This is a genomic window from Bifidobacterium sp. FKU (assembly GCF_026016385.1).
Classification (GTDB): Bacteria; Actinomycetota; Actinomycetes; order Actinomycetales; family Bifidobacteriaceae; genus Bifidobacterium; species Bifidobacterium infantis.
Genome location: NZ_CP092888.1, coordinates 958,861 through 981,710, shown reverse-complemented (window position 1 = coordinate 981,710; position 22,850 = coordinate 958,861). Strand labels below are relative to the sequence as shown.

Sequence of the window (22,850 nt, the reverse complement as noted above, 5' to 3'; positions counted from 1 at the left end):
TCCACCATACCGTGTGGTCTGGGCGGCCGTTCAGCATTCCCGTCGGCACTCCGCGATGAGGGCGGCGCACAGCATGATGACCTGGGCGACGAGATTGAACCAAATGAGCACGCCGATCAACGCGGCGAACGGTGCGAGCAGCGGATTGCGGGAGGCTCCGGCTAATAGTCGCGCACCGAGAAGCTGCATTGCGGAAACCGTCAGAGATCCCAGTAACGCGCCGAATATCGTGAATCGTCCGGCTTTGATGTGGGAGACCACACGCAGCAGCAACATGAACAACGCGAAATTCAGCGCGACACCGGTACCGAAACCGGTCATCTCCAAAAGCACGGTGCCGGGCAACGAACTGCTGGGGATGCCACCCCATTGCAGCAGTCGGCGTACGATGCCACCGGACACCGTACCGGCCGCGGTCGAAAGAATGAACAGTATTGCGATGGCGATGGCGGCAAGCGTATCGCGTAACCTTGCGACGACGATATTGAGCTCGTCGCCGCAGTCGTCGAACATGGACCGTACGGCGTGGCGCAGCGAGTTCATCCAGCCGGTCACCGTCCACCAGAATATGGCCAACGTGGCCAGACCGGTCCACGTCAATGTGCTTGACATGGTGTTTAGTGCGGAAGACGTCAGAAACGAGTCGGCCACACCGGGAATGACTTCACGCACCGCGTCAATCAGCATCTGCTGCCAATCAATGTTGCCGACCATGATAAGGCCGAACACGCTCACCGCAATCCAGACGCCGGCAAAAAAGGCGAATAGCAGACCATATGCCAGACCATTCGCCAGCAGGGGGCCGCGCCGCGACACATACCGGTCGAGCACGCGCCCAGGCAGCGAACGCGCCCACGCGTCCGCTGCCCTGTCAATCGCACTCTTCAACCCATGCATAGTTCAACTGTAGCTGTTGTTACCATTGTCCCGAATTCAATTTTTAAGGCCCTTCGCGCCCATCGACCGCGTCAGGCCGTGGCTCCCGCAGACGCGGATCCATTATGCACATCTCGGCAGGAACAAAACAACGTCAATGAAGAAACCTGAAGAATCGCTGGTTGTCCTGTCATCTTTAGATGACAGGACAACCAGCGACAAGAGTAATCGCCTCTATCGGTGGTAGACTTTGTTCTGTAAGAAATCAGCGGCAGGAGTACCGGTATAAGTCCATTCTAAATAACATCTCGCGTCCTATCAATCAGCACGGCAGGCATAGACGACTACCGCGTGACTATCGGTGAACTCAAATCTATAAGAAGGGGAGTTGCGATTTACGTTGGTCACGACAATTCTTCCTACATGATGAGGCATACACTGCACTAACACCAAGCGACGGCATCTGACGATTCTCGACGGAAAAGGCCCAGAACCATACATCGCATTGGTTCGACAATGACGCTACAACCTCAACATGAATATGCAAAGGAGCTTTCATGAGAAAACAAAAGCGCTACTGTGCACGCTGATGACAGTCGTCCTCTTCGCTACTCCTGTAGGTACCGCTTTTGCTGACGGTCCAGCATCAGGTGGAGTTCTTCGGACCGGTTCAAGCTTGGGATTGTTCTGGGTGATATCAGCGAACACGGGCACATGTCCCATTCAAGAAGGTGATGTCTGATGCATAGGTGGTTACGTTGGTCGTCATGTCTGGTGATTGTCGTGATGGCGATGTTGTCGGGCATGCTGTCGTTGTTTGCGTTGGGTGATGGATATATGGCGGCGGTGCGCGCGTACCCCTTGCAAGGGCGGGCGCTATCGCTGTCCGATGTACCGCAGGAGCGTTCCTCCCGAACGTTGAATGCGTTGATGAGCGGTGTAGAGGAGGCTCATGCGGTTGTGGTGCGTTCGGATGTGCTGGTCTCGCCCGTGGACGGATCCGTGGAGGGGTATCGCTTGGGCGTGTATGGCGACGTGGGTGCGCATTCCGATGAGGTGACGTTCCGTTACCAGGGCGTTGACGTGCTTGATTTGGACTTGTTGTCGCGTCTGCTTCGGTCGGATGCCGATGCGACCTTGGGGTTGGATCGGGTGAGCGCCGACATGATTGCCTCTTTGCCGGCCGCGAGATTCGGCGGGCGGCTGGTCGTGGTCCGATTGGACACGTTGGAGCGTCTCTCCGGCACCGTCAACGGCGACTACCGGATCATCGGTCTTGACGACACTGGGTTCCGGGCGTTGGCGCAGCGCGTGAGCGAGGCGAGCGGCATCGATGCGGACCGACTGACGTCCCCGTTGCATGGCTCCAGCACAGAGGACAGCTTCATGCGGATGATCGCGTTGGCGCTGCTGGCCGTGGCGGCAGTGGCGCTGGTGCTGCTGCTGGTGTTGGGTGCGTTTCAGGAGTTCTCCCGTCTGGGCGTGTATCTGCTGTTGGGATGGTCGCGTCTGGGGTACGCCGTGCGGATATACCGGCCGCTGATGGTGTGCGCTCTCGTGTCGATGGTGGTGCCGTTCGCCGTGACTTTGTGGGGCATGGAGGGTTTCCCGGTCACCGTGCAGCTGGTGGTGACGGGCCTGATGCCTGGTGCGATGGTGGTCGGGATCGTGCTGGCCGCATCGGCGTTGGGGGCGTTGGTGCTGCTGTCGGTGCGTCCGGTCGCGGCGATACGCAACCGGGTATCGAAGAAGGCGTTGCTGGCGGTGATCGCCGTGGTGTACGTGTTGGCCTCCGCCGGCCTGGTCGCGGGCGCGCATGCGCTGGACGCGCCGATGAACGAGGTTTCCAAACTCGGACAGGTCAACGCCCGGTGGGGCCGATACGATTCGCTGCGACTCCTGTACAAGGATTCGCGCGGCACGAACCACACCGAATCGTCGGGCACGTCCGGCGACCACATGCGCGAGGTGTACGACTGGTATACGTCCATCGAGGGCAGGGACGGCGTGTACATCGCCAACACCCGCCACTTCGATGCCGGTCTGCTCGCACAATGGAAGGGACTGTACGAGCAGGTGCCCGAGCAGGCGTTCTGGTACTTTATTGTCTCCCCGAACTATCTGAAGGACCAGGGATTCGATCTGGACCAGGACACGGTCGCGCGCGCCAAGGCCGGCGAACGTATGTTCCTGATCCCCGACACCATGGACGCGGCGGAACAGGAGCGCATAAGAGGCTACCTGACCGAGACCAGCATGAAATACAAGGACTGGAACAGCAACATCCACACCACGTTCATGGATACCGGCAAGATCGGATTCGCCACCTACCATCCGTCCACGCCCTTGTTCACATGGAGCGACGACCTGAGCCAGCCCGCCGAAACCACGGACCCGGTGATCCTCGTGGCCACCGGCGCGGACATGACGCCGTTCGAGGCGGAAAGCCTCGGCGCGACCGGCCTGACGAACAGCTACATCAAGCTGGGCGAAACCGCAGCACGGCAATACACGACGCCCGAATACCTGGCCGAATACCGTCTGGAGGACAACAACCCGATCTACCGACCAGCCAGCGACTTCATCGCCGGACTGCGCAAAAGCCTGACCGAGTTCATCCAACTGTTCGGCGGCATCGCCCTGCTCGCGGCCCTGTTCCAGCTGATCGGCATGGCCACCCTATGCCGTGTCTACGCGGTGACCTACCGGGAGACCATCGCCGTCAAACGCCTCCTTGGCTATTCGCTCACGGGCATCTTCGCGCCCGCGTTCGTCATGGTCGCCGTGGTGTCCGCCATATCGATCCTGGCCACCGTACTGCTCGGATCTACGGCCGGCTCCATCGCCGCCGCCGCGACGTTCGTCTTCCAGCTGATCCTGTTGGCCGTCCAGTCCCGCACCCTGTCTTCCGGGCAGGTGCAGGTCATGATCAAATCCGAATAACACCCATCGCACGCATTACGCGGCATATTCCCGGTCTTCCCTCCAAGGAGCATCATCATGAACACGAAACTCGCCGCCGACCACCTCTGCAAGACCTACGGCAGCCGCACCATCCTGCGCAACCTGTCCTTCAGCGTGGAGGAAGGCACCAGCATGGCCATCACCGGCCCGTCCGGCTCAGGCAAATCCACGCTGCTGAACATCATCGGCCTGCTGGATACGCCCACCGGAGGGGCGATCACGCTCGACGGGCAGCCCCTGCCGGGCATCGACGGGCGCCGGGCGACCATGCTGCGCCGCGGCAAGATCAACTACCTGTTCCAGTCATACGCACTCATCAACGACATGAGCGCCCTTGACAACGTCACCCTCGGCATGCGCTTCACCCGTGACAGCAAACAGGTCAGGCAGCGCAAGGCCAAGGCCATGCTCTCCCGGCTCGGACTCGGCCATGTCGCGGGAGACAAGATCATGACCCTCTCCGGCGGTGAACAGCAGCGCGTCGCCCTCGCACGATGCATATTGAAGCCCGGGGATTTGATCCTCGCCGACGAGCCCACCGGCGCGCTCGACCGCGATCTCGCCCAACATGTCTTCGACGAAATGCTCCGACTCCAGCACGAATACGGCAAGACCCTCATCATCGTCACCCACGATCTTGGCATCGCCGCACAATGCGACAACACCATCGAGCTACAGGCGGTTTGACGGAGATATTCCGGCAGCCTTGGTCTACCGAAGTCACGTGTTGCCCTTCAATCTCCTCGGAAATCTAGGTGGCCCATTGTTCAAAGAATGCGATCGGACGTAACGCCCCGTAAGGAGACCTGCAATATGAAACGTTGAATCGTCATCTAAAGATGACGTTTTCGTAGATCTTCCGGAATCGCCAGTCATCTGCGATCCGGATATGGCACCGGTCCGGCTCAATCGAGCCTGGACGACCATGGAGAAAACGAACGATCGAATCCGAACGCGGGTAAAGAGCCTGCGCGACGCCATTGATAAAGCCAAATTTAAGAAAACAGATCAGTATGCATAAGTTTTACATGCCTTCAGCCTCGTCAACCGGCTGCGGACCCCAGAATCCAGTCACAGCTCGGCAGAGCGTACAACATACTGCGTAGTACATGGCGCGAATCCCAATGACCACCATCGATTGATGACGGCCACGAATACTCGTACTCAGCCTTACTGCTTTGGCTCATTTCTGTTCACTTCACGCTGGAGTACCGAGACACGTTGAGCGGAAATACCGGTAATTCACGTACGGTTACCGACCATTGGCCTGAACGGTACTCAGCATCCGCAGTCACTTGGGGTATGGTCATGACGGAGAGCCATCATTACCGATCTCTCGTTATTCTGGGATGAATCCGGCGAGGCTGGAACTGAATCTAAATATTAAAACGCATGATGCACACGTTGCGGAATTAGTCCACCAGAACTTCGGCATGTTCGGCAGGTTCAGCGGGTTCGATGTGTCGGGCACGCATGGCATCGAGGGCGGCAGCCAAGTCGGCCGGGTACTGGGACCGGACCGTGGTCCAGACGCGGGTGCGGGGATGACGGAATTCGAGCTTCATGGCGTGCAGCCACTGCCGGTCAAGTCCCAAAGCTTCAGACAGCACCGGATTGGCACCATACATGGGGTCGCCGCACAGGGGATGCCCAATCGATGAGAAATGCACGCGAATCTGATGGGTGCGTCCGGTCTCCAGATTCACGGATACCAGTGTGGCCTCATGGCCGAAACGCTCCAACACATCCCAATGCGTAACGGCCGGTTTGCCGGCCGGAGTCACGCAGAAGCGGAAATCGGACACTTTGGCGCGCCCGATCGGTGCCTCAATGGTCGCTTTGTTCTCTTTAAGACCGCCCTGCACGAGCGCATGATAGGTTTTCTTTACCTCATGCTCGGCGAACTGCCGACGCATCTCGGTGTACGCAAGGTCGGACTTGCACACCAACATCAAGCCGGAAGTGCCTACATCAAGGCGAGAAACAATGCCTTCACGCCCGGCCGCGCCATAGGAAGCGATATGCACGCCACGATCACGCAACGATCCCAATACCGTGGGACCGGTCCAGCCAACCGAGGCATGCGCCGCCACGCCTACAGGCTTATCGACCACGACGACATCATCGTCTTCGTAGACAACAGCCATATCAGTTGCGATAGGCTCAGGCCCGGCCTGTTCCTCCGCCAAATCAAATTCGACGGTCTCCCCCGCCTGCAACGTGCTGGACCGCGCAACTTCACGCCCTAAAACGCGCGCCTGTCCGGAGTCGACCAAATCGGCGGCTTTAGATCGTGAAATACCCAGCATCTTGGCCACGGCTACGTCGAAACGCTTACCCACCAATGCATCGGGAGCAGGGACCATTCGACTCATTACTTGGCGTCCGCCTCCGGCCCAGACTGTAGGGATTCGTCGGATTGCTCGATAAGATCCTTGTGGGAGAACGGCTCCCCCATAAGAATCAGAATCACCAAGACCACACCGGCGACTACCAGATAGATATCCGCCACATTGCCAACGGACCAGCCATAGTTAAGGAAATCCACCACTTTGCCGTTGAGGAAGCCGTCAGCGTACATAACACGGTCAATCAGGTTGCCCAAAGCGCCTGCAAACGCGAAAGAAAGCGCCACCGACCATTTCATGGAGACAGTGCGCACCCCAGCCACAGCAAGGGCCACGCAAGCCACAACGGCCAACAGACTGATTGCCCAAGTAGCGCCTGATCCCATACCCAAGGACGCGCCCGGATTACGCACCAAGGTGAAGGACAGCAGTCCGGGAATCACGCGAATGGTCCGACCGTTGGATAACGCGGCCATCGCCCAAGCCTTGGTGAGCTGATCGACAATCAGCGCAGCCGCGGCCACACATGCAAAGACGGCCACGCGAGTGCGCAGCCGTCCCTGTTGGTTCGTCATACGACCTGTACCTGCCTACGCTCAGTTGGTCTTGGACGAGGTCTGGTCGACGTAGTTGTTCGACTCGGAAACCTGCGATGCCAGCTGGCCGAGGTACTCGGTGAGGCGGGCGCGGTATTCAGTCTCGAACTGCTTGAGGCTCTGGATGTTGCCCTCGACGACCTTGGACTGAGCCTGAAGGTTGTCGCGCACCTGCTCGGCATACGTATCGGCTGCAGAGCGGGTGTTCTTGTCGTACGCATCAGCTGCGGAACGAGTGTTCTTGTCATACTCGGCGGCACGCTGCTGCACTTCCTTCTCGTAGTTGTCAGCGTCATCGTGCTGAGACTTGGAGTAGTTGTCCGCATCCTGACGAGTCTTGACGGAGTATGCGTCGGCCTCAGAACGGGTGTTCTGGGAGTAGGTCTCGGCATCCGCGTGAGTCTGGTCACGGTAAGCGTCGGCCTCGGAGCGGGTACGATCCGAATAGGTGTCGGCGTCGGAACGAGTACGAGTGGAGTAGTCGTCGGCCTCGGAGCGGGTACGCTCGGAGTAGTTGTTGGCCTTGGTGACCAGGTCGTTGTACTTGTTCTGACTGGCCTCGGTGATTTCCTTGGCCTTGTTCTTGCCCTTCTCCACGTACTGATCGTGCAGCTGCATAGCCAGGGTCAGCATGGCGGTAGCGCGCTCGGGCTCGGTACCCGGCATGGAAGCGGCGCCAGCGATCTTCTGCAGAGAACCGGTCTCAGTGCTCGGCTCGACCTTGGAAACCTGGGCACGAAGCTGGTTTTCACGCTGCTTGGCTTCTTCGAGCTGACGAGACAGCTCAGCGATCTGAGCGGACTGCTGCTGAGCGGCGGAACCCTCCTGTTGAGCAGCGGCGAGCTGACGGGACAGCTCCTCGTTGGCCGCGCGGAACTGATCACGTTCCTGCTGAATGGCGGCGATCTGCTGGCCGACGGCTTCCTGGTTACCGGAGGCCTGAGCGGCCTGAGCGGTGAGCTGATCGATTTGAGCGTTCAGCTGATCGACCTGACCCTTGAGCTGCTCATTCTGGGAGGACAGCGCGCGGTTGGATTCCTCGGCTTCGCTGAGCTTGGCAGAGGCAAGCTGTGCTGCCTGATCATTGCCAGCCTGAGCGGCCTGCTGGGCCTGAGCCACAGCGTTCTTCAAACCAGCATTCTCCGACTGGAGTTGCTGCACCTGACCGGTAAGATCGGAGATCTTCGCATTAAGGTTGGTCACGTCAGGACCAAGAGACTGGGTGGCCTGACCGCCGGCTACCGCCTGACGTCCAAGAGCCTCGACGGTTTCCGTGACCTGATCAAGGAAGTCATCGACTTCGTCGACATCATAACCTTCCTTGAATCGAACAGTCTGGAAGGTATGCTCCCTAATATCCTTCGGCGTCAACAGAGCCATAAATCTTGCACCTCGCTTTGGGGCATTGCCCGCACTTACGTTGGTCTCAAGTCAGAATGCTATCACGACCCCATCGTTTCAGAACATTCGACGTGGGTTTTTATGCCATATATATGCCTCCGGCGGGTTAAAAACGGCCTCAGAACACTATCAGAACAACACTTTCTAGTACCACCAGCGCAAGATACAGCACGATGAAGCTGACATCAAGATAAATCGGGCCGAGCGGCAATGGACGAATATAGCGACGTAGCCAGCGCAGAGGGGGTTCGGTAATGGAATACACAATGTTGATCAGCTGGGCCACCACACCACGTGGATACCAGTTTCGTGCGAAAACGGAGACCCAGTCCAGAATCATGCGCACGAACAGAACCGTGATATACGCGTTGATGAGCCATGCAAGAATGCGGCCGATCAGAGAGAACACTAAGGAAAGCATGCTGACAGACTAACAACCACGCATGAAAAGTTTGCTCGGAGCACAATAAGAATCGGCCGACTCCTTGCTGGGAGTCGGCCGAATACCGATATAACGTCGAATACGAAAACTACTGAACCGGTCAGTCAGCGAACAAATCGTGTGCCGAGGCTGGTTTTGTCGTCTCTTCGACCTTGATGTTCACCTGCGCCGGGCTCAACAGGAACACGCGCGGAGTGACACGCTCGAGGGAACCACGCACGCCGAACACCACGCCGGCGGAGAAGTCCACAATGCGATATGCCACGGCTTCGGCCACATCGGTGAGATTCAGTACGACCGGAACACCGTCACGCAATGCGCGACCGACCAGTTGAGCATCCTCATATGACTTCGGATGGATGGTGGTGATTCTGTTCACGCGGCCACCGGGGAACGGCTTGGTGGTCGACGATGCGGCAGGCGCGGTGGTTGACGCCAACGGCGTGACCGTATGGTCGGAATCGAATGCGGACTTCGGAGCCGGCTTCTGCTCCTCGTCCTCTTCGATGTAGTCGTCCTCATCGTCCACAACGTCGCTCATGCCCAGATAGGACATCGCGTTTTTCATGAACCCAGCCATGGATTAGTCCTTTCAGCGCAGGAAATCAGGAATGTCGAGATCGCCGGCGGGATCGTTCACGGCGATGTCCGGATGCGAGGTAGTCGGATCGTCAAAGGGCAGGGATGCCGGGTCTGCGGTCGTCGGGGTGAATTCCGGACGCGGAGTGGCCACGGGCTGGGCGGCTGGAGCGGCGGCGGGCTGCTGCGTTTGCGTGGCAGCCGGCTGGGCGGCCGGTACGGCAATTGCCGGAGCGGCGGCAGAGGGATCCTGCGGTGTAACCGGATCGAAACCGGCCGCGATGACGGTAACACGCACTTCGTCGCCATAGGCATCATCCAGAGCAAGACCCCAGATGATCTGGGCCTCGGGGTGAATGGCCTTGCGTACAAGCTCGGTGGCGGCGGAAGCCTCCTGCAGCTTCAGATCGGTCGGGCCGGCAATGTTGATCAACGCGCCGTGGGCACCCTCGATGCTCTCCTCAAGCAGCGGGGAGCTGATGGCGATTTCGGCGGCCTGGGTGGCGCGGTCTTCGCCCCGCGCGGAACCAATGCCAAACAGCGCAGTACCAGCGCCACGAAGAATGGAGTTCACGTCGGAGAAATCGACGTGAATGTAGGAATTCATCGAAATGAGGTCAGTGATGCCCTGCACGCCGGCGAGGAGTGCGGTATCGGCCGTCTTGAAGGCTTCGATGATGCCGATGGAACGGTCGGAAAGCTCAAGCAGGCGATCGTTCGGGATGACGATCAGCGCGTCGACTTCCTTGCGCAGGTTGTCGATGCCGTATTCGGCGGAAGCGGAACGCTGAGGACCTTCGAAGCTGAACGGACGAGTGACAACCGCGATGGTGAGAGCACCTTGCTGATGAGCCGCACGAGCGACGATCGGGCTGGCGCCAGTACCGGTGCCACCACCCTCACCGCAGGTGACGAACACCATGTCGGCACCCTTCAGGGATTCCTCGATATCAGACTGATGATCCTGTGCGGCCTTAGCACCCTTCTCCGGGTCCGCGCCAGCGCCGAGTCCGCGGCTGGACTGATCGGACAGGGAGATTTTCACGTCGGCGTCGGAGCGCAGAAGATCCTTCGCATCGGTATTTACCGCCACAAATTCAACATTCTGCAGTCCCTCGGCAATCATGCGATTGACGGCATTACCGCCGGCACCGCCGACGCCAACAACCTTGATGTTGGTCTTGTCGTTGAACTCATTCTGCGCGATCTCGCTCACGTTTGGCTCCTGTCACTTCACGGTTACACCCAAGAGTAGCGCAAACAGGCTACTCTTGGAGGGAAATTCACGCGCAGAATGGCGCGTGTTGCGTGTATTTTCAGTATTTTCTCAGTAACTGGCGTCCATTGGGTCGTCACCGAAGAGCGCCTCACGCTCTTCGTGGGTGGTGGTGCGCGATTCCAACCACCCATACGGCAAGTGCACCTTCTTGGCGAAACGCACGCGGCCGCGCGGTTTGTCGACCACGCGTGGCGGGTATTCGATGGTCGGGTCGAGCTTGCCGATCTCGCGGTCCACATCGGTCAGGCTCTCGCATTCCATAAAGGCCTTGCGGGTGGACCCACCCACCGGGAATCCTTTCAGATACCAGGCGATGTGCTTGCGCAGATCGTGGACGGCCATCATCTCATCGCCCTCATAAAACTCGGTAAGCAGCTCGGCATGACGGTGAATCACCCGGCAGACCTCGCCCAGATTCGGGTTGAGCCGTTCGGTATTGCCCTCGAAGGCGTTTCTGATGTTGGCGAACAGCCACGGCCGGCCCTGACATCCGCGGCCGATGGCCACGCCGTCGCAGCCGGTCTCGCGCACCATTTCGAGCGCGTCCTCGGCACCCCAGATATCACCATTGCCGAATACCGGAATGTTGAGGTGTTCCTTAAGCTCGCCGATGCGTGACCAGTCGGAATGACCGCCATAGTATTCGGCGGTGGTGCGGGCATGCAGGGTTACGGCCTTGCAGCCCTCCTCCTGCGCGATGTGTCCGGCTTCGAGGAAGGTCTCATGGTCATGGTCGATGCCGACGCGGATCTTCGCGGTGACGGGGATGCCCGCCGGCTCGCATGCGGCGACCACACGCTGGATGAGCTCGGTGAATATGTCGGTTTTCCATGGTAGGGCCGAGCCTCCCCCGCGGCGAGTGACCTTGGGTACCGGGCAACCGAAGTTCAGGTCCACATGGTCGGCCATGTTGCCGTCGACCACGATTTTCGCCGCCTGTTCGGTGATGGATGGATTCACGCCATACAACTGCAGCGAACGAATTTTTTCGCTTCTGGCGAAATGGCAGAGACGCAGGGCTTTCGGATTACGCGCCACGAGGGCCCGCGCGGTGATCATCTCGGCCACGTAAAGACCATCGGGACCGTATTCCTCGCAGATCACGCGGAACGGCCAGTTGGTCACGCCAGCCATCGGCGAAAGCACCACCGGGGTCGGCACGGTAATGTTGCCGAGCTGCACGGGGGCGATGTGTACCGGAGTCTCGGGCCGTGCCGGCGCGTCCGTACGCGGGTCGAGATTGTTGGTCTCGTGAGTAGCGGTGATGGTGGTTTCGGTTTCAGATTCTGCCATGTGGTTCCTGTTCTGAAATAGCTTTGGCTCCCCTCAGTCCACTTCGTGGACAGCTCCCCTCATAGAGGGGAGCCTCTATACAGACCCGTCTTTAGTACAGACCGCCGGCTTCCTGAACGCCGGACTCAGGCCAAGGCTCACCGCCCATTTCCACAGGCTTCAGGGGCACGCGGGTGCGCTTCTCGCCGATGCGGGCGGCCACGTAATCGGCCACCTTGTCGAGGGCGATACGCTCCTGGGCCATGGTGTCACGTTCGCGGATGGTCACGGCATGGTCTTCGAGGGTGTCGAAGTCCACGGTGATGCACAACGGGGTGCCGATCTCGTCCTGACGACGGTAACGACGACCGATGGCACCGGACTCGTCGTAGTCGATCATCCATTCGTTGAAGCGCAGGTCGTCGGCCAGGTTCTGGGCCACGGTCTGCAGTTCAGGCTTCTTGCTCAGCGGCAGCACGGCGGCCTTGACCGGGGCCAGACGCGGGTCGAGACGCAGCACGGTGCGCTTGTCGACGCCGCCCTTGGTGTTCGGGGCCTCGTCCACATCGTAGGCGTCCACGAGGAAGCACATCAGGGAGCGGGTCAGGCCGGCGGCCGGTTCGATGACGTACGGCACGTACTTCTCGCCGGTGGCCTGGTTGAAGTAGCTCAGGTCTTCGCCGGAGTGCTTGGAGTGCGCGCTCAAATCGTAATCGGTACGGTTGGCGATGCCTTCGAGCTCGCCCCAGTCGGAACCTTGGAAGCCGAACTTGTATTCGATGTCCACGGTGCGCTTGGAGTAGTGGGAGAGCTTTTCCTTCGGATGCTCGTAGTGGCGCAGGTTCTCCGGCTTGACGCCGAGGTCGATGTACCAGCGGGTGCGGGCGTCGATCCAGTACTGGTGCCATTCCTCATCGGTGCCGGGCGTGACGAAGAACTCCATCTCCATCTGCTCGAACTCACGGGTGCGGAAGATGAAGTTGCCCGGGGTGATCTCGTTACGGAAGGACTTACCCATGTTGGCGATGCCGAACGGCGGCTTGGAACGGGAGAAGGTCATCACGTTCTTGAAGTCCACGAAGATGCCCTGTGCAGTCTCCGGACGCAGGTAGTGCAGGCTGTTCTCGTCCTCGACCGGGCCGAGGTGGGTGCGCAGCATCATGTTGAAGTCGCGCGGTTCGGTCCACTGGCCACGGGTGCCGCAGTTCGGGCAGACGATGTCCTTCATGCCGTTTTCCGGCATCTTGTCGCCGTGCTTCTCGGCGTAGGATTCCTCGAGCTTGTCGGCGCGGTTGCGCTTGTGGCAGTTGAGGCACTCGACGAGCGGATCGTTGAACACGCTCACGTGGCCGGACGCCACCCACACTTCGGGCGGCAGAATGATGGAAGTGTCGACACCGACGACATCAGGACGGGTGACGACCATGGAGCGCCACCATTCACGCTTGATATTGTCCTTGAGAGCGACGCCGAGGGGGCCGTAATCCCAAGCGGAACGGGTGCCGCCGTAAATTTCGCCGGCGGGGAACACGAAGCCGCGACGCTTCGCAAGGGATACGACTTCATCGAGTTTGGACTGAGCCACAATGCACCTTCTGGTTTGAACGGTTTGGGGTCTAATAACAACCGCTTCAGGATAGCCGTATATGGTGACAGGTCAGGCGGCATTGTCCGGTATATGTTCCGCGTCTCACGAGCGGCCGTTCGCAGCGATTCCTATATCGCAAACACCTCCATATTGTTCCTGTTGTTTTGCCCTTCCCCAATTTGTACCACTGACATCGCGTTAGCGTCACAAATTCGGGAGATGTTGCTCGGCGGAGGCGTCCACATATCACGAATGGACGGGACGCGCCAGACCTGACGACACGTATCGAACAAATCCGTCACGATAATGTCCATGTTGGCGCATAGCGTCGGCACTGTAGTGCAGGGGGACTCGCATGTGGTTCGCGAGTTGAGAAAGGCCTGAGCCTGACCCTTAGAACCTGTTGGTTAAGACCATCGTAGGGAGCAGTAAATGAGCAATAGTGCATCATCGTTTACCGGTATGTCCAGCGGTTGTACCGCCGGGACTCCGGTTCCAGCCGATTCACCCATCCGCGACAATATCGCCGATGCCGTTCGCCGCGTACGCGAGACGACTCCGTTGGCCCAGTCATTCACCAATTTTGTGACCATTAATTTGGTTGCCAACGCGCAACTGGCGGCCGGCGGCACTGCGGCCATGAGTTTCCTGCCGGACGACGTGATCGAAACCGCGAAAATCGCGGGCGCGAACTACATCAACGTGGGCACGCTGCTGCCGTTCTATAAGGACGCGCTGCCCGAAATCGCCCAGCGACTCAACTACTTGGACAAGCCGTGGGTGCTCGACCCAGTGGCCGCCGGCATCGGCCGCACCCGCACCGCTATTCTTCAGGCCTTCAAGGCCGCTCCCCCGACCATGATTCGCGCGAACGCCTCCGAGGTAATCGCGCTGGCGAACATGTGGGGGCTCAATACCGAAACCGTGGGGGACACTTCCGAGCACCGCCCCGCCGGAGTGGAATCCGTCGATGGCGTGGAGTCCGCAACCGGTGCGGCGATGGCGCTGGCACAGTATCTGACCGAACAGCACGCCAAGCATTCCTCCCATGACGCTTCCACCCGCTGCGCCGTGGCCGTGTCCGGCATCGCCGATCTGGTGACCGACGGCGAAACCGTGTACCGACTGCCGGGCGGCAGCGCGATGATGACCAAGATCACCGGTGCCGGCTGCTCGCTGGGCGGCGTGGCTGCCACATATCTGGCGGTTTCCGATCCGCTGACCGCCGCTCTGTCCGCATCTCTGCTGTACAACCGCGCGGGAGAGATAGCCGATACGACTTCGCACGGGCCGGGCTCATTCCAGGTCGCGTTCCTTGACGCGCTGTGGAATGTGACCGCCGAACAGGTGGCGGAATCCGAGATTTTTGTGCAGTAGTTTCAGTTCCCTCTGATGAGGGAGCTCGTAACAGTTTTTCCCAATAAGACTTCCACAAGAAACAACAAAGGTAGGAATAATAATGAGTAATGAATACCCATACGCCTCCATGCGAGACAGCTTCGACCTGTCCGCGTACTTCGTGGTGGGGCCGGAGGACTGCAAAGGCCGTCCGCTGACCGACGTGGTGGATCAGGCTCTGCACGGCGGCGCAACCTTCATCCAACTGCGCGCCAAGGAGGCCGATGCCTCTGAGCTGACCGACATGGCCCGCGACATCGCGCAGATCATCGAGGACAATGAGAAGTCCGATTCCGTGGCCTTTGTGATCGACGACCGTGCCGACGTGGTGTGGCAGGCCCGCCGCAAGGGCATCAAGGTGGACGGTGTGCACATCGGCCAGACCGACATGGAGCCGCGCGAAGCCCGCGCCCTGCTCGGCGACGAGGCCATCGTGGGTCTGTCGGCTGAGACCGAAAGCCTCGTTCAGCTCATCAACGAGCTGCCCGACGGCTGCATTGACTACATCGGCGCCGGCCCTCTGCACGTCTCCACCACCAAGCCCGAGGCTTCCGTGGGCGGCAACGACGGCTCCGGCAAGACGCTGGACGCCGCCCAGATCAACACCATCTGCGTCGCCAGCGAGTTCCCGGTGGTCGTGGGCGGCGGCGTGACCGCAGCCGATATGGCCATGCTCGCCGACACCAAGGCCGCTGGCTGGTTCGCGGTCTCCGCCATCGCGGGTGCCGAGAACCCGGAAGAGGCCGCGCGCGCCATGGTCGAAGGCTGGAAGGCCATCCGCGGTGACAAGAAGCACGGCTACGCGCCGCGCGTCGTAACCCACACCCCCGCTGCTGACACTCAGGCTGCTCAGGAAGGGGCCGCAAAGCCTGGCTCCGAGGCCACTGAGAAGAAGTTCACCAACGCCAAGGACGCCAAGGACGCCCAGAAGCTCGCCAAGCAGCAGCGCGTGGACATCGCCGCCCGTGGTTCCAAGCAGCGCGACAAGGCGCACATCCGCAAGACCAAGTCCGTACCGTTCACCTATCAGTACGGTTCCTACGACCTGGAAGTGCCGTACACCGAAATCAAGCTGAGCGACACGCCCGGCGTGGGCCCGAACCCGCCGTTCCACGACTACAACACCGAAGGCCCCAAGTGCGACCCGAAGGAAGGTTTGAAGCCCCTGCGTCTCGACTGGATCCGCGACCGCGGCGACATCGAAGACTACGAGGGCCGCCGCCGCAACCTTGAGGACGATGGTAAGCGCGCCATCAAGCGCGGCCGCGCTACCAAGGAATGGCGTGGACGCAAGCACCAGCCGATGCGCGCCAAGGACCACCCGATCACCCAGATGTGGTACGCCCGCCACGGCATCATCACCCCGGAGATGCAGTACGTGGCCACCCGCGAGAACTGCGATGTTGAGCTCGTGCGCTCCGAGCTGGCCGCCGGCCGCGCGGTGATGCCCTGCAACATCAACCACCCCGAAGCCGAGCCGATGATTATCGGATCCGCCTTCCTGACCAAGCTCAACGCCAACATGGGCAACTCGGCCGTCACCTCCTCCATCGACGAGGAAGTGGAGAAGCTGACGTGGGCCACCAAGTGGGGCGCCGATACCGTGATGGACCTGTCCACCGGTAACGACATCCACACCACCCGTGAGTGGATTCTGCGCAACTCCCCCGTGCCGATCGGCACCGTGCCGATGTACCAGGCCCTCGAGAAGGTCGAGGATGATGCCTCCAAGCTGAGCTGGGAGCTGTTCCGCGACACCGTGATCGAACAGTGCGAGCAGGGTGTGGATTACATGACCATCCACGCCGGCGTGCTGCTGCGTTACGTGCCGCTGACCGCCAACCGCGTGACCGGCATCGTCTCCCGCGGTGGCTCCATCATGGCCGACTGGTGCCTGCGCCACCACCAGGAGAGCTTCCTGTACACGCACTTCGACGAGCTGTGCGACATCTTCGCCAAGTACGACGTGGCGTTCTCTCTGGGCGATGGCCTGCGCCCCGGCTCCCTGGCCGACGCGAACGACGCAGCGCAGCTTTCCGAGCTCATGACTCTGGGCGAGCTGACCGAGCGCGCCTGGGCCAAGGACGTGCAGGTGATGATCGAGGGCCCGGGCCACGTGCCGTTCGATACCGTACGCATGAACATCGAACTGGAGAAGTCGGTGTGCAAGGGCGCCCCGTTCTACACCCTCGGACCGCTGACCACCGATACCGCTCCGGGGTACGACCACATCACCTCCGCCATCGGCGCCACCGAGATCGGTCGTTACGGCACCGCTATGCTGTGCTACGTGACCCCGAAGGAACACCTTGGCCTGCCGAACAAGGATGATGTGAAGCAGGGCGTGATCGCCTACAAGATCGCCTGCCACGCCGCAGACATCGCCAAGCACCACCCGCACGCGATGGATCGTGACAACGCGATTTCCAAGGCTCGCTTCGAGTTCCGTTGGCTCGACCAGTTCAATCTGTCCTACGATCCGGACACCGCCATCGCCTTCCACGATGACACCCTGCCTGCCGAGCCGGCCAAGATGGCGCACTTCTGCTCGATGTGCGGCCCGAAGTTCTGCTCGATGGCCATCTCCCAGAACATCCGCAAGGCATTCGGCGGCGAGGCCGCTCAGCAGCAAATCGTGAAGGAGGCTGCTGCTGGCATCGACTCCGAGGCACTGGCTAAGGCCAAGGCCAATGTCGATAACGACGTGGTGTCCGCCAACGTGCTCAGCCCCGAAGAAATCCTCGCCGGCATGGATGCGATGAGCGAAAAGTACACCGCCCAAGGCGGCAAGCTCTACTCCACCGCCCAGGAGTAATTTTTCTCTGGCTCCCCTCAGAGAGGGGAGCCAATTATTATGCCCGGTGGTGTCTTAATTCGGGACGACGCTCGACTCGCTCGAAGGCGGTGACGAGGTCGGCAGCACGGATCGCGCCGCGTCGGTCCTTGGCGGCCACCAGAGCGGCCTCGGTCCAGATGGCGCACACTTCGGCGCCGCTCCAGCCTTCGGTTCGCTGCGCGATATCCACCAACGGCAGTTCGCCCTCGATTGACAACGAACGGGCCTGCACCTGCAGAATGCCCAAACGGTCGTGCTCGGACGGCATTGGGAAAGGAATCTGCCAGTCGAAACGGCCCGGACGCAACAAAGCGGGATCCACGTCCTCAATACGATTGGTCGCAGCGACCACCACAACATTGCCCTTGGACTCGAAACCATCCATCAACGTCAGCAACTGCGCCACCAAGCGCTTGCCGACGCCATTGGTATCGTTCTCGCGCGAGGACGCAATCGAATCGATCTCATCAAAGAAGATGATGGCGCGCTTGTCCGCCTGCGCGGCGGCGAAAATCATGCGCAGCGTTTCCTCACTATCGCCCACATACTTGCTCACGATGGTCGGGCCGGACACCAGATAGAACTGCGCGTCCGCCACATTGGCGATGATGCGGGCCAGATGTGTTTTACCGGTGCCCGGAGCACCGGTGAAAATCACGCCCTTGATCGGCTTGGCACCGATCGCACGCATCTGCGCACTGTTGCCCAGCTGCGTTTCGATAAGCTCCTTGGCGCGCGTGATCACCTGCTCATAACCGCCGAACGAATCGAAGGTAAGCGACGGATCGCTGCCCGGCGTGATGCGGTACTGCTTGATGTCGTCATCGTGATCGGATTCGCCTGGGCGGATGGCCGTGGGCCACAGCACTCGTTCGATGCCGAACAGGTCGGTGAACTGCACGGTGTTGCCGGGCATGATCGAATTCGGGTAATCGCCTTCAAGCAGTTCGAGGCCATCGGAAGTCTCCAGGACCACGCCTTCGTTGAGCGCACGGCGCACGATGCCCACACGGGGCTTCAACGGCCACACATCATGCGGCACTTTACGATAGAAATCCGTGCCGACGAGCAACACGTCGCCCACATCGAACACCTCCTGACGCGGAAATGTGAGCTGTGTGGTGTGCCCATTAGGCATTACGCCAAAATATGCGGTGCGTTCATCGTCAAAACCGGTGATGCGTACCAAGACGCCGTCACGGCGCAGTACATCGTTATCAGCCATGTCCCCTCCCGAACATTTCATGAATCAATCGCAATCAGCAAACCCTCCCATCTCACCACAGGAGCGGCAAAACATCAAGGAAAACCGCTCCGAAAAACATCATGGGCCCCACTTAGAATGAACACTATGGCACAGATTGCAACATCTACACTTCCCGCTGTTCTCGCGATCTCCGGCTCCGACTCGTCCGGCGGTGCCGGCATGCAGGCCGATCTGAAGACCATGCTGGCTTGCGGCGTGTTCGGCATGAGCGCCATCACCGCGCTCACCGCACAGAACACCACCGGCGTGCGTTCCATTCAGGACACCAAACCGGACATTCTCGCCGACCAGATCAACATGGTGTTTGAGGATATTCCGCCGGTCGCGGTGAAAATCGGCATGGTGTCTGCCACTGACATCATCGACGTCATTGCTGAACGACTCACCTTCCATCACGCCACGAACATCGTGCTCGACCCGGTTATGGTGGCCACTTCCGGTGCCAAGCTCATCAGTGACGATGCCATTGCGGCCTTGACCGGCAAGCTGTTCCCGATGGCTACGGTCGTGACTCCGAATATTCCCGAGGCCGAAGTGCTGACCGATACGCTGATTCGCGATCAGGAGGATATGGAGGCCGCCGCCCACCGCATCGTGGAGCGTTACGGCTGTGCCGCGCTGGTCAAGGGTGGTCATGGCACCGAGGATGCCAACGATGTGCTTGCCGAGACGGATGGAACCGTGACCTGGTTTGATGGCGCGCGTATCAATAATCCGAACACGCACGGCACCGGATGCACGCTGAGTTCCGCCATCGCCTCGTATCTGGCGCTTGGCGACACGTTGCCCAAGGCCATCAAGCATGCGAAGAAGTACCTGACCGGTGCGCTGAAGGCCCAGCTGAATCTTGGCCACGGCTCCGGCCCGATGGATCATCTCTGGAAGTATCGCTGACATAAGTGTGGTTGTTAAGCTCCCCCCTGTCAGGGGAGCTTAACACTACTGAAAAAGGAGAATCATGGTTCTTGACCGTAATGCCGTTACTCAGGAAGTGCCGATCGACCCGGAAACCGGCAAACCGTACCTCAACACCGTGGCAGCCATCCAGGTGTCGGCCAATGGCGTGGGCTCCGAGGTTTCACCATACGTGGCTCAGGCCGTCGAAGTGATTCGCGAATCCGCCCTGCCGCAGGAAACCAACGCCCTGTTCACCAACGTGGAAGGCAATCTGGACGACGTGCTCAAGGTGGCCGGTGAGGCCGCCAAGAAGCTCGCCGAGCAGGGCTACCGCACTTCTCTGGTGCTGCACATGGATATCCGTCCCGGCTTCACCGGCCAGCTGACCGAAAAGCCCAAGCTGGTGGACGAGATCCTCGCCGACAAGCGGGCGAAGTAGCAAAGCATTGCTTCCACCAGCAAGGGCATGCTTTGTTATTACACGTTTCATGGGGCGGTAGCTCACCCATGGGGCGGTAAATATCTCATGGGGCGGTAAAACCTTCATGGGGCGGTAGGCGAAAACGGCTCTATTCTGCGGAAAGGCAAAATCCGCTAACCGCCCCATGAGTGTTTTACCGCCCCATGGGAATCACGGCTCTGCCTTTTTCCTTCTTTCAACAGGGTAAGAGCGTAAGTGGGGCATATAAATGCTCGCGCAGTTGCAATGCCAGAAGCGGCATCAACGGTCGAATCATGCGGAGTCACTGCACTGTGCGCCGCTTCTCCCCTGCCTTCAATAACATCAATGACCTGATGCGTGCGATCTAATGCGCCCATAGCCACGCTACGCAGTTTGCGTAATTCTTCTTCAGAAGGGGTCTTGCCATCGGCAATATTGTTGTCGAATCGCAAAATCAGGTATGCCAAATCATTGGATACGTAATCGTGAATGTCCTGAGCTGTGCGTTCCTGCTGACGGCGGTGAGCCAACTCCGCTCGAGCCAAGCTGCGTTCGTGATTCCATCGCGCCGCCATGCCACCAAGCATGAAGCCAATAAACAGCACGGCCACTGGCATCACACCATAGAAGGCAATCGCACCAAGAATCACTTGCCCAGTGCGATGCTCGGCAGAAGAACCGCTCGATTCATGGGCGCTTCCGGTGAAGTCGCTTCCCGACCGCCCTGCGCTGTCAGACCCACTGGATGAAGAGCCACCGCCACGCATCCGGTGACCGGACGAAACGCCATCCACCCCACAATGGCAACGAGTATGAACTCCGCAAGGCAGTCCGCCGCCGAGCGCGGGACGCAACGACTGTTCACATGGAACCGCGCGCATTGGATTGGCATGGTTGTACTGATAGCGGTGTTGTTGCTGCTGCAGTGGAGCTCATCAATGTATCTCATGCCCGACGAGGTCCTTGACAGGGCTGCCAAAAACCTGTTCGTATGGTTCCCCGGTATGGTGCTGCACTGGCCATTGGTGTTGGGAATCACTAACCTGATACTTGGTTCGATACGATCCGGCAGTCTGTCTTCCCATTGGCGAGCGCAACCATCGGACCGCTGGCATTCGGCTGTACCAATCTTCGCTTACGGCCGGGGTTCCCATACCGTTCCTGGGCTCAAGGGAAAGCAGCAATATAATGAAAATAGCGATTTCGTGCAATGATGCACGAGCCGATCCAAGCAAAGGGGCTGACCATGAGCGAGAAACTGATGGAACAGTACCGGTTGCGCAAACAACGCAAACGCCGTAACGCTTGTATCGCCGCCATCGTGACAGTAGTGCTTGTCCTTGCCGTCGCCGGCGGCGTATGGTGGACGGCCGGCGATGGCAGCGCACTGGTTCGCAATATGTTCAAGCCGAAGGCCACGCCTGCCACACAGCCGGTAGTCGACAGCACCGCAGCCTTCGCCTACCGCACCGCACCGGAATTCCTGGCGATGGGAGCCGGCGACCGAGGCACCGGTAATGTGAACTACTCCCCTGCTTCGATGTGGATGGCGTTGGCCATCGCCGCGCAGGGCGCCAATGGCACGACCCGCTCGCAACTGAACGAACTGCTGGACTCCGGTTCGCTGGCCGACAGCGACTACCAATCGCTGCTGAGTTCGATCAACGGGCAATATTCGGGGGCGAAATCCGAGATGAGCGCCGCGAACTCGCTGTGGATCGATAACGACTACTCTCTTGCCAGCGATTACCAATCCACCGTCAAGAAGATATTCGAGGCCGAAGTCACCACGCTACCGTTCGACGATCAGGCCGCCGCCAAGATGTCCGATTGGATTGCCAAGCATACGAATGGTTCGCTCAAGCCGAAGATCACGCTGCGTGACCGTGAAGTCCTGTCCATCATCAACACCGTCTATGCGGATGGCCGCTGGAAGGATCCGTTCGAAGAGCAGTCCACCGGCGACGGCACCTTCCACGGCGAAGCCGGAGATGCTCAGGTGCCGATGATGCACCGGGCCTTCAGCCAAATGGCTTACGGACATGATGAGTACAACACTTGGCAACGGGTGGAGATTCCGTTCGACAACGGCGGCAATCTGGCCATCGTGCTGCCGGCCGAAGGGCATTTTGACGAGTTGGCCGGCGATGCTCAGAAACTCGGATGGGCGTTCGGCACGTGTTCGTCGGCATCCCTTGGCGAGGGCGCAATGGGTTGCGCCGCGGACAGTATGCCCGGATGGGGCGTCTCCGTCAACTCGGCCACGGTGAACGTCACGCTACCGCGATTCACCATCGACAGCATGTTCGACTCGGAAGCCACCATCAAGGCATTCGAAAAACTGGGGGTGACCGATGCGTTCAGTGCAGGCGACGCCGACTTCACCAAGATGGTCGACGCCGGTTCGCACGGCGAGAACCTGTATATCGGCTCGATTCTGCAGGGCACGCGCATCGCGGTGAACGAGGCCGGCGCCAAGGCCATGTCCTTCACCAAAGCCGGCGCAGACTTCACTAGCGCGCCGGTGGACAACGTCGAATTCACGGTGGATCGCCCATTCCTGTATTCGTACGTCACCCCGGACGGCATACCATTATTCATCGGTGCGGTGCGCAACCTCGGCGGAGTCGGTGGAGAAAACTGATGCTTTCCCAACAGTCCGTCA

At 59.8% G+C, this 22,850-nt stretch carries 18 protein-coding genes, 1 pseudogene and 1 riboswitch; of the genes and pseudogenes, 8 read left to right on the top strand and 11 right to left on the bottom strand.

From position 1 onward, the window contains the following. Window positions 1-30: 30 nt before the first annotated feature. Complete coding sequence (locus MMB48_RS04355; RefSeq protein ID WP_080714922.1) at window positions 31-897, bottom strand: YihY/virulence factor BrkB family protein; 867 nt, start codon at window positions 895-897, stop codon at window positions 31-33. Between the two features lie 720 nt (window positions 898-1,617). On the opposite strand from MMB48_RS04355, the gene MMB48_RS04350 reads away from it, so the two are divergent. Both MMB48_RS04350 and MMB48_RS04345 read left to right on the top strand, forming a co-directional pair. Next, the gene (locus MMB48_RS04350) at window positions 1,618-3,819 is read left to right on the top strand and encodes a hypothetical protein (protein ID WP_136527175.1); all 2,202 of its coding nucleotides are present in this window, start codon (window positions 1,618-1,620) and stop codon (window positions 3,817-3,819) included. 57 nt (window positions 3,820-3,876) lie between these two features. Further along, window positions 3,877-4,527 carry an ABC transporter ATP-binding protein gene (locus tag MMB48_RS04345; protein WP_032745299.1) on the top strand — a complete coding sequence of 217 codons (651 nt, stop codon included), beginning with the start codon at window positions 3,877-3,879 and terminating at the stop codon, window positions 4,525-4,527. Between the two features lie 725 nt (window positions 4,528-5,252). Here the strand turns inward: MMB48_RS04345 and MMB48_RS04340 are convergent. From MMB48_RS04340 to MMB48_RS04305, 8 genes are all read right to left on the bottom strand, one after another. Beyond that, window positions 5,253-6,215, bottom strand: coding sequence for an RluA family pseudouridine synthase (locus tag MMB48_RS04340; RefSeq protein WP_032745300.1), 963 nt, complete (start codon window positions 6,213-6,215; stop codon window positions 5,253-5,255). Next, entirely contained in the window at window positions 6,215-6,763 is a 549-nt protein-coding gene (gene lspA / locus MMB48_RS04335; protein WP_032745301.1) for a signal peptidase II, read from the bottom strand. The genes MMB48_RS04340 and lspA overlap by 1 nt, the downstream gene beginning before the upstream one ends. A 21-nt stretch (window positions 6,764-6,784) precedes the next feature. Continuing rightward, on the bottom strand, window positions 6,785-8,164 hold the full coding sequence (locus MMB48_RS04330; RefSeq protein WP_032745302.1) for a DivIVA domain-containing protein: 1,380 nt from the start codon (window positions 8,162-8,164) through the stop codon (window positions 6,785-6,787). Between the two features lie 139 nt (window positions 8,165-8,303). Then, on the bottom strand, window positions 8,304-8,606 hold the full coding sequence (locus tag MMB48_RS04325; RefSeq protein WP_032745303.1) for a YggT family protein: 303 nt from the start codon (window positions 8,604-8,606) through the stop codon (window positions 8,304-8,306). 121 nt (window positions 8,607-8,727) lie between these two features. Further along, window positions 8,728-9,207 carry a cell division protein SepF gene (locus MMB48_RS04320; protein ID WP_032745304.1) on the bottom strand — a complete coding sequence of 160 codons (480 nt, stop codon included), beginning with the start codon at window positions 9,205-9,207 and terminating at the stop codon, window positions 8,728-8,730. Window positions 9,208-9,219: 12 nt separating this feature from the next. Next, window positions 9,220-10,422 carry a cell division protein FtsZ gene (ftsZ, locus tag MMB48_RS04315; RefSeq protein ID WP_032745305.1) on the bottom strand — a complete coding sequence of 401 codons (1,203 nt, stop codon included), beginning with the start codon at window positions 10,420-10,422 and terminating at the stop codon, window positions 9,220-9,222. Between the two features lie 111 nt (window positions 10,423-10,533). Beyond that, window positions 10,534-11,778: a tRNA dihydrouridine synthase DusB gene (dusB, locus tag MMB48_RS04310; RefSeq protein ID WP_080714924.1), complete on the bottom strand. Its 1,245-nt coding sequence runs from the start codon at window positions 11,776-11,778 to the stop codon at window positions 10,534-10,536. A gap of 91 nt (window positions 11,779-11,869) precedes the next feature. After that, entirely contained in the window at window positions 11,870-13,342 is a 1,473-nt protein-coding gene (locus MMB48_RS04305; RefSeq protein WP_032745306.1) for a glycine--tRNA ligase, read from the bottom strand. Between the two features lie 336 nt (window positions 13,343-13,678). Continuing rightward, window positions 13,679-13,787, top strand: a riboswitch (TPP riboswitch). Between MMB48_RS04305 and MMB48_RS04300 the strand changes: the two genes are divergently transcribed. Further along, window positions 13,778-14,722, top strand: a complete 945-nt coding sequence (locus tag MMB48_RS04300) for a hydroxyethylthiazole kinase (protein WP_032745308.1) — start codon at window positions 13,778-13,780, stop codon at window positions 14,720-14,722. (Overlaps the previous riboswitch by 10 nt.) 82 nt (window positions 14,723-14,804) lie before the next feature. Continuing rightward, window positions 14,805-17,558: a phosphomethylpyrimidine synthase ThiC gene (gene thiC / locus MMB48_RS04295; protein ID WP_032745309.1), complete on the top strand. Its 2,754-nt coding sequence runs from the start codon at window positions 14,805-14,807 to the stop codon at window positions 17,556-17,558. Window positions 17,559-17,595: 37 nt separating this feature from the next. Here the strand turns inward: thiC and MMB48_RS04290 are convergent, their stop codons facing one another. Next, on the bottom strand, window positions 17,596-18,804 hold the full coding sequence (locus MMB48_RS04290) for an ATP-binding protein (protein ID WP_012577179.1): 1,209 nt from the start codon (window positions 18,802-18,804) through the stop codon (window positions 17,596-17,598). Window positions 18,805-18,930: 126 nt separating this feature from the next. Between MMB48_RS04290 and thiD the strand changes: the two genes are divergently transcribed. After that, on the top strand, window positions 18,931-19,740 hold the full coding sequence (gene thiD, locus MMB48_RS04285; RefSeq protein ID WP_014484704.1) for a bifunctional hydroxymethylpyrimidine kinase/phosphomethylpyrimidine kinase: 810 nt from the start codon (window positions 18,931-18,933) through the stop codon (window positions 19,738-19,740). Between the two features lie 64 nt (window positions 19,741-19,804). Next, on the top strand, window positions 19,805-20,182 hold the full coding sequence (locus MMB48_RS04280; protein WP_032745311.1) for an MTH1187 family thiamine-binding protein: 378 nt from the start codon (window positions 19,805-19,807) through the stop codon (window positions 20,180-20,182). 263 nt (window positions 20,183-20,445) lie between these two features. On the opposite strand, the pseudogene MMB48_RS11675 reads toward MMB48_RS04280, so the two are convergent. Then, window positions 20,446-21,026 (bottom strand): annotated as a pseudogene (locus MMB48_RS11675) (2CS histidine protein kinase); the annotation flags it as partial. Between MMB48_RS11675 and MMB48_RS04270 the strand changes: the two are divergent. Continuing rightward, complete coding sequence (locus tag MMB48_RS04270) at window positions 20,998-21,399, top strand: hypothetical protein (RefSeq protein WP_012577175.1); 402 nt, start codon at window positions 20,998-21,000, stop codon at window positions 21,397-21,399. The pseudogene MMB48_RS11675 and the gene MMB48_RS04270 overlap by 29 nt on opposite strands. After that, entirely contained in the window at window positions 21,396-22,829 is a 1,434-nt protein-coding gene (gene serU, locus MMB48_RS04265; protein WP_050496318.1) for a serpin-like protein SerU, read from the top strand. Before MMB48_RS04270 ends, serU begins: the two co-directional genes overlap by 4 nt. Window positions 22,830-22,850: the final 21 nt, after the last annotated feature.